This is a genomic window from Micromonospora sp. DT44 (assembly GCF_049841635.1).
Classification (GTDB): Bacteria; Actinomycetota; Actinomycetes; order Mycobacteriales; family Micromonosporaceae; genus Micromonospora.
This window is the reverse complement of record NZ_JBNCKS010000008.1, coordinates 52,869-69,137: the sequence shown is the minus strand read 5'-3', so window position 1 is coordinate 69,137 and position 16,269 is coordinate 52,869. Positions and strand designations below refer to the sequence as shown.

At 69.8% G+C, this 16,269-nt stretch carries 17 protein-coding genes; 8 read left to right on the top strand and 9 right to left on the bottom strand.

Translation table 11 applies throughout. The features are described 5' to 3' along the window. Window positions 1–79 precede the first annotated feature (79 nt). Entirely contained in the window at window positions 80–1,438 is a 1,359-nt protein-coding gene (locus tag ACLQ25_RS06775) for a DUF4041 domain-containing protein (RefSeq protein ID WP_425730035.1), read from the top strand. Between the two features lie 67 nt (window positions 1,439–1,505). Here the strand turns inward: ACLQ25_RS06775 and ACLQ25_RS06770 are convergent, their stop codons facing one another. Both ACLQ25_RS06770 and ACLQ25_RS06765 read right to left on the bottom strand, forming a co-directional pair. After that, window positions 1,506–2,216 (bottom strand): 5-formyltetrahydrofolate cyclo-ligase, encoded by a 711-nt coding sequence (locus tag ACLQ25_RS06770; protein WP_425730034.1) that lies wholly within the window; start codon window positions 2,214–2,216, stop codon window positions 1,506–1,508. After that, window positions 2,213–3,394: a helix-turn-helix transcriptional regulator gene (locus ACLQ25_RS06765; protein ID WP_425730033.1), complete on the bottom strand. Its 1,182-nt coding sequence runs from the start codon at window positions 3,392–3,394 to the stop codon at window positions 2,213–2,215. Before ACLQ25_RS06765 ends, ACLQ25_RS06770 begins: the two co-directional genes overlap by 4 nt. Before the next feature lie 196 nt (window positions 3,395–3,590). On the opposite strand from ACLQ25_RS06765, the gene ACLQ25_RS06760 reads away from it, so the two are divergent. Then, a complete protein-coding gene (locus tag ACLQ25_RS06760; RefSeq protein ID WP_425730032.1) occupies window positions 3,591–3,935 on the top strand; it encodes a hypothetical protein in 345 nt (114 codons plus the stop codon). Window positions 3,936–3,962: 27 nt separating this feature from the next. On the opposite strand, the gene ACLQ25_RS06755 is transcribed toward ACLQ25_RS06760, so the two are convergent. Next, complete coding sequence (locus ACLQ25_RS06755) at window positions 3,963–4,412, bottom strand: hypothetical protein (protein ID WP_425730031.1); 450 nt, start codon at window positions 4,410–4,412, stop codon at window positions 3,963–3,965. Window positions 4,413–4,533: 121 nt separating this feature from the next. Between ACLQ25_RS06755 and ACLQ25_RS06750 the strand changes: the two genes are divergently transcribed. Together ACLQ25_RS06750 and ACLQ25_RS06745 are read left to right on the top strand one after the other, a co-directional pair. Continuing rightward, complete coding sequence (locus ACLQ25_RS06750) at window positions 4,534–4,794, top strand: hypothetical protein (RefSeq protein WP_425730030.1); 261 nt, start codon at window positions 4,534–4,536, stop codon at window positions 4,792–4,794. Between the two features lie 155 nt (window positions 4,795–4,949). Further along, a complete protein-coding gene (locus ACLQ25_RS06745; protein WP_425730029.1) occupies window positions 4,950–6,782 on the top strand; it encodes a glycoside hydrolase family 15 protein in 1,833 nt (610 codons plus the stop codon). A gap of 10 nt (window positions 6,783–6,792) precedes the next feature. Here ACLQ25_RS06745 and ACLQ25_RS06740 read toward each other — a convergent pair whose 3' ends face one another. Then, window positions 6,793–7,608, bottom strand: a complete 816-nt coding sequence (locus tag ACLQ25_RS06740) for a DUF72 domain-containing protein (protein ID WP_425730101.1) — start codon at window positions 7,606–7,608, stop codon at window positions 6,793–6,795. A gap of 131 nt (window positions 7,609–7,739) precedes the next feature. Here ACLQ25_RS06740 and ACLQ25_RS06735 point away from each other — a divergent pair, with 131 nt between their 5' ends. Further along, complete coding sequence (locus ACLQ25_RS06735; RefSeq protein ID WP_425730028.1) at window positions 7,740–8,471, top strand: Clp protease N-terminal domain-containing protein; 732 nt, start codon at window positions 7,740–7,742, stop codon at window positions 8,469–8,471. Window positions 8,472–8,480: 9 nt separating this feature from the next. Here the strand turns inward: ACLQ25_RS06735 and ACLQ25_RS06730 are convergent, their stop codons facing one another. Both ACLQ25_RS06730 and ACLQ25_RS06725 read right to left on the bottom strand, forming a co-directional pair. Continuing rightward, window positions 8,481–8,999 (bottom strand): hypothetical protein, encoded by a 519-nt coding sequence (locus ACLQ25_RS06730; RefSeq protein ID WP_396801574.1) that lies wholly within the window; start codon window positions 8,997–8,999, stop codon window positions 8,481–8,483. A 137-nt stretch (window positions 9,000–9,136) separates the two neighbouring features. After that, window positions 9,137–9,322 (bottom strand): DNA repair protein, encoded by a 186-nt coding sequence (locus tag ACLQ25_RS06725; protein ID WP_425730027.1) that lies wholly within the window; start codon window positions 9,320–9,322, stop codon window positions 9,137–9,139. Window positions 9,323–9,493: 171 nt separating this feature from the next. Between ACLQ25_RS06725 and ACLQ25_RS06720 the strand changes: the two genes are divergently transcribed. After that, complete coding sequence (locus ACLQ25_RS06720; RefSeq protein ID WP_425730026.1) at window positions 9,494–10,156, top strand: GNAT family N-acetyltransferase; 663 nt, start codon at window positions 9,494–9,496, stop codon at window positions 10,154–10,156. A 234-nt stretch (window positions 10,157–10,390) separates the two neighbouring features. Here ACLQ25_RS06720 and ACLQ25_RS06715 read toward each other — a convergent pair whose 3' ends face one another. Beyond that, a complete protein-coding gene (locus tag ACLQ25_RS06715) occupies window positions 10,391–11,845 on the bottom strand; it encodes a glycoside hydrolase family 3 protein (RefSeq protein WP_425730025.1) in 1,455 nt (484 codons plus the stop codon). A gap of 165 nt (window positions 11,846–12,010) precedes the next feature. Between ACLQ25_RS06715 and ACLQ25_RS06710 the strand changes: the two genes are divergently transcribed. Then, window positions 12,011–13,186 (top strand): ROK family transcriptional regulator, encoded by a 1,176-nt coding sequence (locus ACLQ25_RS06710; protein WP_425730024.1) that lies wholly within the window; start codon window positions 12,011–12,013, stop codon window positions 13,184–13,186. 84 nt (window positions 13,187–13,270) lie between these two features. Here ACLQ25_RS06710 and ACLQ25_RS06705 read toward each other — a convergent pair whose 3' ends face one another. Continuing rightward, window positions 13,271–14,284, bottom strand: coding sequence for an ABC transporter permease subunit (locus ACLQ25_RS06705; RefSeq protein ID WP_425730023.1), 1,014 nt, complete (start codon window positions 14,282–14,284; stop codon window positions 13,271–13,273). Beyond that, on the bottom strand, window positions 14,281–15,291 hold the full coding sequence (locus ACLQ25_RS06700) for an ABC transporter ATP-binding protein (RefSeq protein WP_425730022.1): 1,011 nt from the start codon (window positions 15,289–15,291) through the stop codon (window positions 14,281–14,283). Before ACLQ25_RS06700 ends, ACLQ25_RS06705 begins: the two co-directional genes overlap by 4 nt. 131 nt (window positions 15,292–15,422) lie before the next feature. Between ACLQ25_RS06700 and ACLQ25_RS06695 the strand changes: the two genes are divergently transcribed. Further along, window positions 15,423–16,265: an ABC transporter ATP-binding protein gene (locus ACLQ25_RS06695; protein WP_355052121.1), complete on the top strand. Its 843-nt coding sequence runs from the start codon at window positions 15,423–15,425 to the stop codon at window positions 16,263–16,265. Window positions 16,266–16,269: the final 4 nt, after the last annotated feature.

Here is a 16,269-nt window from a genome sequence, read left to right as displayed (position 1 = left end):
CTGGGGTCCTCCTCCGCCCGGGTGGCAGTTGTGGATTCCGGATCTGCCAGCTCCGGTTCCGGCTGCCCCGGTTCCGGCCGTGCCGCAGGTTGCTACGCCTTCCCGAGTCGCCTCGCAGCAGAGCGCGGAGAGCCCAGACATTCCGCTGTTCGGTGCGCGAGGCAAGGCGCGTGAACTGGCAGCGGAGAATGAGCATCTTCGCCGCGAATTAGACCAGGTCAGAGTGGAGGTGGCATCTCTTCGCGCGGAGATGACACGGCTTGGCGTGCTGTCTGCGATCGAGCTTGAGCAGCACCGGGCTCGGCTTGGCCGGGAGGTCGCCGACCAGGCTGCGCAGGGCGAGGCTCAGAAGGCTGAACTCGATCGGCGCTTGCGCGGTCTCCGTCAGCAAATCGTGGTCACCGAGGAGACCGCACTGCTGCAGGAGGCGGGCATCTATCAGTACCGGCATCCCCTGTCGGATGCTGTTGCATACCAACCCCAGCTCAGCCGCCTCCAGGACCGGATTAAGGCGATGAACAGGAAGGACGGCGGTGCGGTCAAGGCCGCTACCGGGTGGACGGTGAACGGCTCGGCTGCTGAAGGCAGGGCGATGATTCGGGACTTCTCGAAGCTCATGCTCCGCGCCTACAACGCGGAGGCGGACAACCTGGTGCGGGGGTTGAAGCCGTACAAACTCGCCTCGGCCGTCGACCGGTTGGGGAAGGTGGCGGCGACCATCGCCAAACTCGGCAAGACTATGGACATCCGAATCGCCGAGGGGTACCACCGGCTGAGGGTGGAGGAGTTGGAGCTCACCGCTGACTACCAGGAGAAGTTGGCGGAGGAGAAGGAGCGGGAACGCGAGGAGAAGGCTCGGCTCCGCGAAGAACGACGTGCTCAGCAGGAGATCGAACGCGAACGCGCCCGGCTCGACAAGGAACGTCAGCACTATGCCAACGCCATGGCGGCCTTGGAGGCCAAGGGCGATGCCGATGGCGCAGCCCAGATGCAGGGCCGGTTGTCCCAGATCGACAGTGCGATCCAGGATGTCGACCGGCGGGCAGCCAACGTTAGGGCCGGCTACGTATATGTCATCTCCAATCTCGGTGCGTTCGGCGAGAAGATGGTCAAGGTCGGGATGACGCGTCGCTTGGATCCACTGGACCGGGTGCGCGAACTCAGTGACGCCTCAGTGCCGTTCAACTTCGACGTTCACGCCCTGTTCTTCTCCGAAGACGCTGTCGGCATCGAAGCGCAGATGCACGCGAGGCTGGCCGACCGGCGTGTCAATCTGGTCAATCAAAGGCGTGAGTTCTTCTATGCCACGCCGGAAGAGGCGAAGGAACACCTGCTGAAGTTGACCGGCAGCCTGCTTCAATACGAGGAGATCCCTGAGGCACTGGAGCACCGGCAGAGCCTCACCCAGGCCCAGGAGCAACCAGTGACGGCCAGATGACATCTGGAGGCAATGTCACTACCTTGGCGCGCCGGGTCGTACCTGTCGAGCGGGCGCGTCGACGCGTTCAGGCACGCAGTATGGGGATGCTGTCGATCTGATCTTTACGGAGGCTCGATTCGATGATGCCGGACGGTTTCGCTCGCCCGGGCTCGCATGCGACCACCTCGGTTGGCGTGATGGCGAGGTCGACGCTGAAGTCGTGGCCGGCGTGGGGCAGCTCGAATTCCAGTAGTTGGGTCTGGTGGATCGTGGTGGCTATGGCCGTGTCGGTGGTGACGAGTCCGGCGTCGGTAAGGAGGGCGATCTCCAGGTCGGAATAGCCCGCGCCCTTGCCGACCCGAACGCCGCCTCGGCGGCTGACGGCGACACTGCCGCAGACGATGAGGTCCACCGGAAGCATGTCTTCGGGGCCGACGGTGGGAGCGACCTGCGGCGCACCGGTACTCGTGGCCGCAATCTCGATCGGAGCTGCAAGGAGGGTCGGATCGAGCAGGTAGAAAGGCTGGCGAGTAGCGAGCTTCGGGACCGCCATGTGGAGCAGCTTGCCTTCCCGCAGGGCTCGTATCCGAACGGGAAGTTGGGCGCGGTCCGGGTTGCACTTGATGACTCGGGCCTTTTTCCAAACATCGGAATCTCCGAGGCGGGCTGCGGCCTCCTCCTTGCCGACGAAGTCAGGGATATGTCCGTGCACTCCGGGTGGGGCCGCGCCGTCACGTTCGAGGAGATCCCACACATGTTGTCGTACGGCCTCTTTGGCGCGGTCGATGTCGGTCATGTCGGTGCTCCTACGAACTCATGAGGGTGAGGAGTCGGTCGTTCACGTCCTGGACCATGGGCTCGTGGCGCCAGGGACGTAGTCCTCGGCCGGCGGCGAAAGCGAGGTTGAGTCCACCGCCGGCCCGCGTCTTCTCGATCACTTCGATGGCCTGGTGCAGGTAGGACGCTGCGGCGTCGACATCGCGTCGCAGAATGCTGGCCAAGGGCGAGGTTGCCGAGGATGACGGCGGTGGACTTGCGGCGTGCCGCGACCAGTTGTCGGGCGTCCTCCAGCGCGAGCATTGCTTGGTTCGGCTTGTTCAGGGACAGCCAGCAGGAGCCCGCGAGCCTCGCGTAATGGCTGGGGCAGAAGATGTTGGCGGCGGGATCTCGGGCGTCCAGGGCGGTGAAGTGCGCTTCAGCGGCACCGAGGGCGTCTGAGCACTCCTTGGCCTGGCTCAACATCGCGTGGGCCTCGGCGCGATGTAGTTGGGCGAGGCCGGCGACGACGTGACTGGCGCTGCTGCTGACGGACGCCGCGCGAGTGGTCAGGGCAATACCGGCTTTGGGCTGCTTGGTGCCGTAGAGAGCGAGGTAGCTCTTGCGAAGCAGAGCGTTGGCCTCGGCGACCGCGTCTCGTGTTACCTGCGCCGCGCTGATCGCTTGGTCGAAGTAGGCGGCGCTGGCGACATGATCGCGCCGCTGTGAGGCGTCCCAGACGAGTTGACCCATCAACGTCGCAGACTCGGCAACTGCTGCCGCCAGTTCGCGCTGAACCGGCCCGTGGCCGCCGTGTTGGCGTAGGAAGGTCGCCTGCCCGTGTAGTTCGCCGGTCTCGGCGAGCAGGAGCGTCGAAGGCACTCGGTCATAGCGCTCGTCGAGGCGCTGCACGCACTCCCGTGGGTAGGCCACCGCGATCAGATCGACACGGCCGGGGTTGCGCAGAACGTAGCCGAGACGCTCATCGGGCGGTGCTGGTGCCTGGCCAACATCAGCCAGGAGATCGGCCAATTCGTCGATCGACAGGTTGAGTGCTGCGGCCAGGCGCGGCCGGTGCCAGGGCTGCGGGTCGGTCTCCGCCCGTTCCCACCGGACGACGGTGGAGCGGTCGACGCCGAGCGCCTCGGCGAGGCGTTCCTGGCTGAGCCCCGTCGCCTTGCGGCGCTGGGCCAGCCGGCGTCGACGTCTGTCCGTCATGCGCAGCCTCCCTTCACCGCGACCCTCACTAAACCATTCATCCAGCTCACCCTCTGTGACGCAATGGGGATGCGCCAGTTCTGCGCCATCGACGCGCTGGGATCCAGCGCCTACCGGGGTTTGTGTGGACACATGGTCGGAACATTCGAGAGCAAGAGTCGCGGAGTAACACGGCACGCCCGAGAGAGCAGGCGTGATGAGCGATGAGTCGCCGTGCCCCACGCAGTCCCAACGCCCCGACGCCGGGCAAAGAGCGCACGTCCCGTTGCGCCCGATCTGGCTCTGCCGTGCGTGCGGCCAACCGTGGCCGTGCGGCCGGGCAAAGCTTGCTCTTGTTGCCGAGTACGACGGAAACCCGGTCAGCCTGTTCCTCTACCTGGCCAGGCTGTTACATGACGCCATCGATGACCTGCACAAGCTCAACCCCACCACCACTGGGTGTGCCAGCGACATGTTCGACCGGTTCCTCGGCTGGCCCACTCGACGCACAGGTTCCCAACAGCCGTCTGAGATTGACCCACGGCAGACTGGGGAGACCTGACGGGGCCGAACCTTTCCCCGAAGATCGTCAGGCCTTGGCGAACCTCGTGGTGAGTCGCTCGGTGGCTGTGACCTCGTACTTCAGGTGGTAGCCGGCGGCGATCACCATCGCCTCGGCGACCTTCGCCGCATGCTCGTGGTCCTTGACGGCGGCGTTGGCGGCCAGGTCGACCGGTTGCCCGGTGGCGAGGCTGCCGGCCAGGGCGAGCAGCCGTTGATCGTCGGCGGACAGGTGCTCGACCGCCGGTAGCGCGAGCAGCGCCGCCCAGTCGCGGATCACCGCGACCTGGATGTCGTGGCCGTCGTCGTACTCGGGGATCTGCACGACCTCGACCAGGTCCGCGAAGCCGGGTTGGTCCGGCAGTTTGGTGAAGGTCAGCAGGTGCACCGCCGCCTTCCTGGTGTCCGGACGGTCGATCCAGGCGCCGGCGCGGATCAGCGTACGGAGGGCGTCGGGGCTGAACTCGGAGGTGGACATGGTGGGCCTCCTTCATCGGTAGGCAGTCCTCGCTGTCGAGTACAGCAGACGTCGACAAGCATGGGTACCAAGCGACAGGCGCGGCCGGGATAGGTTTCCGCGCGCCGGGTAAGCGGCGCGGATGTGTGCCCACCAGGAGTCGGCGGCCGCCGGCGAGCCGGCGGACCACCGGGAGGCCCGGTTCGACCGCCTACGGGCGCGGGTACAACGGGCGCTGCGCACGCGCGCCTGGCGGCTGCGTCTGTTCGGGCTGCTCGCGGTGCAGGCCGGCATCGCCGCGGCGATCGCCTGGTTCGTGGCGTACCAAGGCGGAAACGGGGACGCCGAGCTCAGGCTGCCCGGAGTGAGGCGAGAATGTCGAGGTAGTGCGGGTTGGTCATGACGCCCAGCACGTTGCCGACGGGGTCCCTCTCATCGATGTCGTCGAATAGTCACGCTATCGGCGGCCACCGACGCCGTCGTCCGGATGTCGAGACGGCGTTCGTGTAGCGGGCGGTTTCCCGGGTAGTCGCCGTCAACCTGACGAGGGGGGTCAGTGTGCACACGCGATATCCGGGGGTCGAGGAGCACGGCCTGGTCGGTGACCTCCAGACCGCCGCGCTGATCAGCAAGGACGGAACTGTCGACTGGTTCTGCGCGCCACGGTTCGACTCGCCCAGCGTCTTCGCCGCCCTGCTGGACCGCGACAAGGGTGGGCACTTCCAGCTCTCACCAGACGGCATCGAGTATTCGAGCAAACAGCTCTACCTACCCGGCACGCCGATCCTGATCACCCGCTTCCACAGTGCCGACGGGGTGGGTGAGCTGTTGGACTTCATGCCCGTCACGGGCGAACAGGCCACCGACCAGCACCGGCTGATCCGGCTGGTCCGGATGGTCCGGGGAACCATGCCGTTCCGCTTCGACTGCCGGCCGCGGTTCAACTACGGCCGGGATCCGTACGAGCTGGAGGTACACCCGGAGGGCGACGTTTTTCGCAGTTCCACGCTCAGCCTCACCCTGTCCCCCTTCAAGGACGCGAAACGGCTCATCGACGGGCGAAAGATCCAGCGCGACGCGGGAGGCGTCTCGGTCCGCTACGAGCTGCACGCCGGCGACATCGGCGGGGTCCTGTTGGAGACGGCCTGCCCCCACGCACCCCGGGCACTCACCACCGAGGAGGCCTGCGAACTGCTCGCCGAGACCCGCGACTACTGGCGTCGGTGGATCGGCCGTTCCTCGTACCGGGGACGCTGGCGGGAGATGGTCGACCGGTCGGCGATGACGCTCAAGCTCATGACGTACGCCCCGACGGGCGCCCTGGTGGCCGCGCCGACGGCGGGGTTGCCGGAGCAGATCGGGGGACCACGGAACTGGGACTACCGCTACACCTGGATCCGGGATGCCTCGTTCTCGGTGCACGCGTTGCTCAGCGTTGGTTTCACCGACGAGGCGCAGCAGTATCTGTCCTGGCTCGAAGCGCGCATTCAGGACGCCCACGACGCGGACGTGCCCCTCCAGATCATGTACCGCATCGACGGCTCGCCGGACCTCCCCGAGGAGGTGTTGGGCCACCTGGAGGGTTACCGGCGCTCGGCGCCGGTCCGGATCGGCAACGGCGCGGCGGGCCAGTTGCAACTGGACATCTACGGAGAGGCCCTCAACTCACTGCACCTCGCCGACCAGAGCGGGCTGATGACGTCGTACGACGGGTGGCGCAAGACCGCCAGCCTGATGGACTGGCTCTGCGGCCACTGGGACCAGCCCGAGGACGGCATCTGGGAGACCCGCTCCGGCCGGCAGGACTTCACCTACGGGCGGATGATGTGCTGGCTGGCGCTGGACCGCGCCATCCGCCTCGCACGGGCACGAGGGCGGCCCGCCAACACCGCCCGCTGGGCGGCCGAACGTAGCGCCATCTACGAGCAGGTCATGGCTCGGGGGTTCCATCCGGGACGGCAGGCGTTCGTGCAGCACTACCGCACCGACATCACCGACGCGTCGCTGCTCGCGATGCCCGGCGTCGGCTTCATCGCGCCGAACGACCCGATGTGGCTGTCGACGTTGCGGGCGATGGACAACGAACTGGTCTCGGACAGCCTCGTCTACCGCTACGACCCGAAAGCCTCACCCGACGGGCTCGTCGGCTCCGAGGGCACCTTCAGCATGTGCACCTTCTGGTACGTCCAGGCCCTCGCCCAGGCCGGGCGGATCGATGACGCCCAGTTGACGTTCGAGAAGATGCTGACGTACAGCACGCCGTTGGGGCTCTACTCGGAGGAGATCGCGCCCACCGGCGAGCAGATCGGCAACTTCCCGCAGGCGTTCAGTCACCTGTCGCTGATCAGCACGGCCCATCACCTGAACGCGCTCCTCGACCGTCAGCTGTGATCCTCAGCGGTCAGAAGAGGGTCAGGGGTTCGACGGATACCGGCTCGGGCAGCGGGTCGAGGCCGGGCACGTGGGCGCGTACCTCGTCGTGGAACCGCCGGGCGAGCCGCGGCGCGTCGGCGTTGTCCGGCGTGTGGACGAACATGGTGGGGGAGCGCCCCTCGCGCAGCCAGTCGGCGGTGACCTCGACCCAACGCTGCCATCCCTGCACGGTCCGGGTGTCGTCGTCGCGGCCCAGGTAACGCACGATCGGGCGGTCGGTCAGCGCGACGGACCGCAGCGGCACCCGGGGTTTCTTCATCCAGGCGTCGCGTTCGGCATCACTTGTCGGAGGGCGGCTGAAGAACGCGGTGGTGTCGAAGGGGATCCATTCGGCCGACGCCCCGGTCAGGGTCTCTTCGAGCAGCCGGGTCGCGCGGGGCTCGGTGAAGAACGCGGGATGGCGGACCTCCACGGCGTAGCGATGGGAAGCCGGGAGTTGCGCGAGGAACCGGCCGAGCGTGGGTACGTCGGCCGGCGCGAACGACCCCGGCAGTTGAATCCAGAGGGCGTGAACGCGTGGGCCGAGGGGCTCGATCGCGTCCAGGAAGGCGTGCAGCGGCTCGTCGGCGTCGGTGAGCCGACGTTCGTGCGTGACGACCTTGGGCAGCTTGAGGACGAATCGGAAGCCGGCCCCGGTCTGCGCCGCCCAGGATGCCACGGTGTCCCGGGTCGGGGTCGCGTAGAAGGTGGTGTTGCCCTCCACGGCATCGCACCAACTGGCGTAGTGCCGGAGGCGCTCTCCGGACGGCAGCGAGTGCCCCGGCCACGACCGGTGACTCCACATGGCGCACCCCACGTGCAGACGCATGCCGGCCCCTCCTCCGCTGTGCGGCCGCGCCCACCCTAGCGGGCATCTCGGCGACTGATGTCGTCAACCAGTGGTTGACGAGATGCACGTCAACCTATGGTTGACGCATGACCGAACCTTTCCAGATGAGCAACCCCGTCAAGCTCGACGACCTGATCCAGGCGATCAAGAAGACGCACACCGACGCGCTCGACCAGCTCACCGACGCGGTGATCGCCGCCGACCATCTCGGTGAGGTCGCCGACCACCTGATCGGGCACTTCGTCGACCAGGCCCGGCGTTCGGGTGCGTCGTGGACCGACATCGGCCGCAGCATGGGGGTCAGTAAGCAGGCCGCCCAGAAGCGCTTCGTGGCCAAGGGCTCCAGCGACGCGGGGGCGCTCGATCCCAACGCCGGCTTCGGGAGGTTCACCCCCCGCGCCCGCAACGTGGTGATGGCCTCCCAGGAGGAGGCCCGCGCCGCCGGAAACCCCGAGATCGGCCCCGCGCACCTGGTGCTCGGGCTGCTGGCCGAGCCGGAGGGCCTGGCCGTCCGGGTGCTGGTCGGTCGGGGCGCGACCCCCGAGGCGGTGCGCGAGGCCGTCGGCGCCGTCCTCCCGCCCGCCACCGGCGACGTCCCCGCCCTGATCCCCTACAACGCCGACGGCAAGAAGGCGTTGGAGCTGACCTTCCGGGAGGCGCTGCGCCTCGGGCACAACTACATCGGCACCGAGCACATCCTGCTCGCCCTGCTGGAGCAGGAGGACGGCGCCGGAGTGCTCACCGACCTCGGCCTGACCAAGGAATCCGTCGAAGGTGATCTCTCCGCCGCCCTCGCCGCCGCCGTCGCTCAGCAGTAGGAACCGGGGTCAGGACGCCTCGGGGAAGCCGTAGCGCAGGGCGTGCTCCGGATCGGTCGGGTCGATCTGGCGTACGCCCGCGTCCGCGAGCCGCTTGTTGACCTCGTCGAGCTGCTCGCGGACCAGCCGGGCCTCCTCCTCGGTGACGCGGCCCCGGTGCGGCTTGCCGGCGTGCTCCAACGTGCCGTAGTCGATCTTTTCGGCGCTCTTGCGGGCCTTGGGCGGGCGGACCCGCTCGGCAGTCTTCAACAACTGCGCCATCGGAACGTCGGTGGCCATCGCGTCGAACTCGCTCGCGGTGAGGACGACCCGTCGGGGCTCGCCCCCGCCGTGCCGGTCGTGGATCTCGACCACCGCCACGTCCAGCGCGGCGTCGTCGATGTTCTCCACCTCGCCCGGGGTGGCGTCGAGCTGCACGGGCCCGGCGACCAGGTCCGGGTGCTCCAGGACGACGATACGAACCACCTCGTCGTCCTGCTGCAGAACGGTTCCGGTGAAGTCGGAGACGTGGATCGTCTTCTTGCCCATGCGCGGAGCTTCTCCTGTCGTAGGCCGGGGTGCCGGACTCCGAAGAAATTACCCGACAGGTGTGCGAATGCCGTCGCTGGTCCTCCTGCGGTGTGTCGTCCCCGACGCTGTTCGTCGCAGGTGCCGCGTCGGTGTGTTCAGCGCCGGTTGAGGCCGTGCCCGCCGGAGCTGGCGGGCAGTTCGTTCAGCGCCGCCCAGGGCAGTCCTCCCGTCGCATGGACCACCCGGTACCCCGCCTGGGTGAAGGTGCCCTCGGCGGTGCCCCGCGCTCGCCAGAGTCGAGCCGTGTGCTGGTGGAAACGGTCGTTCGGCTGAATCGGCATGCCCCATACCGTGGCAGAGAAAGGTGTCCAGGTATGGAAATACCTATGACGGTCGATCTGGCGACCTGATTCCCGGATCTCGGGCAGTGTCCCACGCTGGCGCGATGGTCCGCCCGGTCGAGCCGCCCAGGCGTACGGTGATCACGACGTGTGGGGCGACAGGAGGTACGCATGCTCGACCGGCGGTTGCAGCTGCACCTCGCCTCCTGGCTCGGCCAGTGGCCAGCCGGGCCCGGGCTGCATGTGGTCGCCTCGCACCGGCGGGCACTGCCGGCCTGGGACGGCCGGCTGCGCCCGGCCCTCGCGGTGGACACCGGCCGGAGCACGGTGCTCTCCGTCGCGCCGGACCGGGTAGCCGCGATCCGGGCGCTGATCGAGCGCGCGCCGGAACGGATGCTCGCCGCACTGCCCGACGCTGTCGGACACCCCGCCTTCTGCGTGCACGACGGCCCCTTCCGCTGGACTCTCTCGCCCGCGCCCCTGCCCGACGCGGGCGAGTGGGTCGCCTCGACGATCCCTGGGCTGCCGCCCTGGCTGCGGCTGTTCGACCGGCCGGTGCTCGTGGTGCGCGATGCCGACGGCGCCTACCTGGCGGGCGCCGCCATCAAGCGCCACGACGCGTACGGGCACGAGCTTGCCGTCGGCACCGTGCCGGCAGCCCGCGGCCGTGGCCTCGCACGTCGGCTGGTGGCGCAGGCGGCGCGACGGGTCCTCGACGAGGGCGCGGTACCGACCTACCTGCACGAGAGGGACAACCTCGCCTCGGCCCGGGTCGCGGAGGCGGCGGGCTTCCCGGACCGGGGTTGGCGGTCGTACGGGGTGTATCCGCGCTGAGCGGGCTCAGTGCGCGGACCGTGGATCCCGGGCCGGATCCACGGTCCGCAACCTGCCCCCAGGCCCCGGTTCTCTCCGATCGGCCGTGTCACTGACGCGCCGATCCGATATCGATCACGCTACGTATCGAAACTGCAAGCTGCAAGATGCGAGCAGTCGGGTCGGAGTGTCGAATAGTGGACTTGACCTGCGACGAAGCGCGGTGACGTTGGCGAGCCGATCAGTAACGCAGGGTCAACCCGCCAGGCCGAGCGCCTCGGCCGCCGCCCGTCCATTGGCGTGGCTCGCGCCGTACGTGGTGACGAACGCCCGCGCGCCGGACGGTCGCCACGTTCCCGGCCAGCCCATCTCCACGACGGTCACCGGATGCGCGGCGGTCAGCGCGTCGATCAGTTCCGGGCCGCCGGCCAGCCGATGAAGGTGCCGCCCGACCACCACGATCGGCCGGTCCCCGGCCAGCTCGCGGACGGCCGCCTGATCGGTCTCGCTGGCCACGACGCGGATCTCGCGTCCACCGTCGAGGTGCGGGCCGAGGCCCCACGGCACCCGGCCCTCGGCCATCGTGGACTCGGTGTGCAACTGCACCACCAGCGGCTGGTCCAGGTCGGTGAGCAGTCCCTCCACCCGCACCGCCCGGCGTGCCACCGCGTACCCCAGATCGGGGTCGGGGGTGGCCGACGACCGGCCGGCGGCCCGGGTCCAGGCGGCGAGCGCGGCGGCGCGGCCGGCCGCCTCCTCCACCCGCGCGACCGGCAGCCGACCGTCGGCGGTCGCCTCGACGATCTCGGCAGCGACCCGCTCGACCAGGTCGGCGTCGACCTGTGCGCCGATGCAGAGCAGGTCGGCGCCGGCCGACAGCGCCCGTACGGCGGCCGGCCCGACGCCCCCGGCGGCCACCGCCGCGCCCTTCATCTCCAGGGCGTCGGTGATCACCGTGCCGGTGAAGCCGTACTCGGTGCGCAGCAGGTCGACCAGGACGGCCCGGCTGAAGGTCGCCGGCCCGTCGCCGGTCAGCGCCGGCACCCGGATGTGGGCGGTCATCACGGCCTGCGTGCCAGCCGCGACGACCGCGGCGAACGGCGGCAGGTCGCGCTGGCGGAGCAGTTCCAGCGGTACGTCCACCGTGGGCAGCTCGTGGTGGGAGTCGGTGACCGTCGCGCCGTGTCCAGGGAAGTGCTTGGCGCAGGCGGCGACACCGGCGGCCTGGAGGCCGCTGACGGCGGCGGCCGAGTGTGCGGCGACCCGCAGCGGGTCGGCGCCGAACGAGCGGGTGCCGATCACCGGGTTGTCGTCGGCGGTGTTCACGTCGACCGTGGGGGCCAGGTTGACGGTGACGCCCAGCGCGGCCAGCTCTGCGCCGATCGACTGGTAGACCCGGCGGGTGAGCGCCACGTCGCCCACCGCGCCGAGGGCGGCGTTACCGGGGTAGGGGCTGCCGGTGGCGTGGGCCAGCCGGGTCACGTCGCCACCCTCCTCGTCGATGGCGATCAGCACGTCCGACCGGCCGGCGCGCAGCGCCGCCGTGCTCGCCGCCACCTGCGCGGGGTCGTGCACGTTCGTGCCGAACAGGGTGTGCCCGGCCAGGCCGTCGGCCACGAGGTCGACCGCCCACCGCGGCGGGACCGCTCCCGGGTACGCGGCGAGCAACGTGCCCAGCGCGAGCCGGCGCAGTCCTGGATCGAGCCCCACGAGATTTCCCCCTTCGCTTCCCGTGGATACGAACGTGTACCCGCGGTGGTCGTCGCCCTGCCGGGTTGGCCGAGCACTCTGCCTCCGGGTGACCGTTACGCTACGGCTACCCGTTCGCAGGTCGGTTTACAGTTAGCAAAGTTTACTAAAACTAGAGGACGTGGCATGAGTGCGACCCGGCTGCCCGGCACCCCCCGCCTGTTGCGGGCGCTCAACGACCGTGCGGCGCTGGAACTGCTCCTCGAGCGGGGGCCGCTCACCCGCGCCCGGCTCGGTGAGCTGACCGGCCTGTCCAAGGTCACCGCCTCGCAGCTCGTCGAGCGCCTGGAGGAGCGTGGCCTGGTGAGCCGGGTCGGCGAGCAGGCCGGCGGGCGGGGGCCGAACGCCCAGCTCTACGCCGTACGCGCGAGCAGCGCGCACGTCGTCGGGGTGGACGTCGGGCCGGACCGGGTGGTGGCCGCGTGCGCCGACATCACCGGCGCCGTCATCGGCCGGGTGGAGCAGTCGACGCGGGACACCGACGATCCGGTGGGCGTGGTGCACAACGCCGTGGTGCAGGCCGCCAGCAGCGCCCAGGCGCAGCTCAGCAGCGTCCGACGGATCGTGCTCGGCACGCCGGGCCTGGTCGATCCGCAGACCGGCGACATCACCTTCGCCTTCAACCTGCCGCGCTGGCACAGCGGTCTGCTGGCCGCGCTGCGGGACGACCTGCACACCCCGGTGGTCTTCGAGAACGACGTCAACCTGGCCGCGGTGGCCGAGGCGCAGTCCGGCGCCGCACAGGGCGTGGCGGACTTCGTCCTGGTGTGGGTGGGTGCCGGTGTCGGCCTGGCGATCATGTTGGGTGGGCGGCTGCACCACGGCAGCAGCGGAGCGGCGGGCGAGATCGGCTACCTGCCGGTGCCCGGCGCGCCCATCCCACGCGATGTCTCGCGGCGCGCGAAGCCCGCCTTCCAGCAGGTGATCGGCGGTGACTCGGTGCGCTCGGTGGCCCGTGAGCACGGCTTCTCCGCGTCGGACGCCGCCGGCGCGGTGCGTGCGGCGGTCGCGGCCGGCGCCGAAGGTGGCCCGATGCTCGACGAGTTGGCCCGCCGGCTCGCGCTCGGTGTGGCCAGCACCTGCGTGGTGCTCGACCCGCCGTTGGTCGTGCTGGCCGGCGAGGTCGGCCAGGCCGGCGGCACGGCGCTCGCCGACCGGGTGCAGCGGGAGGTCGCCGCGATCACCCTGGTCCGGCCGCGGGTGGTGCCCACCGGCCTCACCGAGGAGCCGATCCTGCGTGGTGCCCTGCGTACCGCCTTGAACGCCGTCCGTGACGAGGTGTTCGGCTCCACCGTCGGCTGAGCCCGCTGCGGCGGTCATGTGAAGGAATATTTCACCGCTGGACGCCCGGCTGCAAGCTCTCGCCACCGGGCGGCCGCTGCCCCCTCAGTTCAGATCACGACGGCGGAAGGCGGCGAAGGCCAACACGGTCAACCCGCCGGCGACCACGAGCAGCACCACCAGCGACGGTCTCCAGGTGAGGGTGTAGAAACCCTCGCAGGACGTGCCGCTGAAGTTTCGCCGACAGAGCTGGGAATCCCAGATCCGCACCTCGCCACTGAGCCACGCCCCGATGTAGGTGGAGAGCATCATCTGTTCCGGCCGTCGGGCGTCGACGATCGCCAGCACCAGCCGCGCGCCGAGCTCCCACACCACCGCGTACGCGGCGACCACTCCGAGCGCCGCCGACGTGTGCCGGCCCAGCGTCGCGATGGCGAAACCCGACGCGGTGGCCAGCAGCACCAGCACCAGACCACGGCCGTGGATGGCGCCCAGCGAACTCCAGAAGTCGCCGCCGAGCTGACCGGCAAGCCCGGCGGTCTGCCCGATCACCCAGAAGGTGGCCAGGTAGGCCACCGAGGCCACCACCGCCAGCGCCAACATGGCAGCCAGCAGGGTGCCCAGCTTCGTGCCCAGCACCGTCAACCGGCGTGGCCGCCACAGCAGCAGGTTCACCACCCCACCGGAGTTCAGGTCCGCCCCGATGTACGAGGCGCCGACAAGGAAACCGAACAGCACCAGGAACGCGATGAGGAAGAACAGCAGCGGTTTGGCCTGCTCGGCGAAGTTGAACACCCCCGACAGGTAGTCGGACGCGATCGGCAACCGGTCCTGCTGGGCCGGGTCCATGTCCGAACAGTCGGCGGGCAGGTACTCCTGAGTGTCCGGGATCGAGATCCCGTCCCGCCGGGCCAGGCACTGCTGGTAGCTGACCTCCATGCTCCGCCGCGCCTCGATGGCCTGCTGCCGCGCCGAGGAGAGTTCGTCGGCGCTCGGCCGATGCGACCCGGCCAGCGTGGTAGCGGCCGTGACGCCGAACGCCAGCACCAGCAGGACGATCATGAGCTGCACGAAGCGGCGTGCGGAGAGCCGCTCCAACTCGGCCCGGACCAGGTTCACGCGTCCACTCCCCGTACGTCGAGATCGATCACCGGCGCGCCGTCGGCGTCGATCGGTCGTGCCGCCTCGTCGACCTGACGGGGCACCGAGGGGTGCTCCCCGGCCCCCGTCAGCTCCAGGAAGACGCTCTCCAGGTCGGGTCGCAGCGGCGTCAGCTCGGCGACCCACAGATCCTGTTCACCGAGGACGCGGCTGATGATCGTCGGGTCGGTCGCCCCGCTCACCACCAGCGTCTCGCCCTCGACGGCGGCCGTCAGCTCCGCCGCGCGCAGCACGTCGGCGGCACGCTCCGGCTCGGCCACCCGGACCAGGAACTCGTGCCGGTCGTGACCCGCCAGCACCTCGTCCACCCGGCCGGCCGCCACCCGCCGTCCCCGCGAGATGATCGTGACGTGGTCGCAGATCAGTTGGATCTCGCCCAGGATGTGGCTCGACACCAGCACGGTCACCCCCGCCGCGGCGAGTGACCGCATCAGGTCGCGCATCTCGCGGATGCCCGCCGGATCGAGGCCGTTCGCCGGCTCGTCGAGAATGAGCAGACGCGGATCCTTCAGCAGCGCCGACGCCACCGCGAGGCGCTGCTTCATGCCCAGCGAGTAGCCCTTCACCCGCTCGTCGCCCCGGTCGCGCAGGCCCACCAGCTCCAGCGTCTCGTCCACCCGCGAGATCGGCACCCCGCCGGCGCGGGCCAGCAGTCGCAGCGTACGACGGCCGGTGAAGTTGCCGAAGAACTGCGGACTCTCCACGATGGCGCCGACCTGCCCCGCCACCCGGGGCAGCAGCTCCGGCGACGGCTCGCCGAACACCGTCATCCGGCCGCTGTCGGCGCGGACCAGCCCGAGCAGGGCGCGCAACGTGGTGGTCTTGCCCGAGCCGTTGGGCCCCAGGAAACCGTGGATCTGGCCGGCCTCGACCAGCAGGTCGAACCCGTCGACCGCCACCCTCCTGCCGGTGCGCACACTGCGGAAGGTCTTGCGCAGACCCTCGATCTCGATGACCGCGCTCATCCGCGCGGCGCCAAACCTCGACCGGGCATGGGCCGTCCCTGGGGTGTGGTGATCAACGACACGGTGCCTCACCCTATGGCCAGAGCGCCGCCCGTGGGGGGCACGCCACTCCTGCGTGGTTGGATGGGCGGGTGACTGGTGACCTGATCCCCGGCGCTGCCGGCGCCGCGCCTGCCGCCGCACCCGTGGACCCGGATCTGGTGGTCAGCCTCGACAGCGTGGGCGTACGCCGCTCCGACAACGCCCTGTTGCAGGACCTGACCTGGCGCGTCGAGCTGGACGAGCGCTGGGTGGTGCTCGGCCCCAACGGCGCGGGCAAGACCACCCTGCTCAACCTGGCCGCCGGCCGGCTGCACCCCACCACCGGCGTCGCGTACGTCCTCGGTGAGCGGATCGGCCGCACCGACATCAACGAGCTGCAGACCCGCATCGGGCTCACCACGGCCGCGCTCGCCGCGCGGGTGCCCGCCGACGAGCAGGTCAGCGACGTGGTGGTCACCGCAGCCTGGTCGGTGGTCGGACGCTGGCGGGAGAGCTACGAGCACGGCGACGTGGCGCGGGCCAGGGCGCTGCTCAGCCAGCTCGGCGTCGGCAACCTCGCCGAGCGCCGCTACGGCACCCTCTCCGATGGCGAACGCAAGCGCGTCCAGATCGCCCGGGCGCTGATGACCGACCCGGAGCTGCTGCTGCTCGACGAGCCCACCGCCGGGCTCGACCTCGGTGGCCGTGAGGACCTGGTCGGCCGGCTGGCCGAGCTGGCGTACGACCCGGACGCCCCCGCCATGGTGCTCGTCACCCACCATGTGGAGGAGATCCCGCCCGGGTTCACCCACGCGCTGCTGCTGCGCGAGGGCGCGGTCGTCGCCCAGGGCCTCCTGGCCGAGACGTTGACCGGCGACAACCTCTCCAAGACCTTCGGTCTGCCGTTGGTGGTCGAGCGCTCCGGCGACCGCTACACCGCGCGCGCCGCCTGAGCGG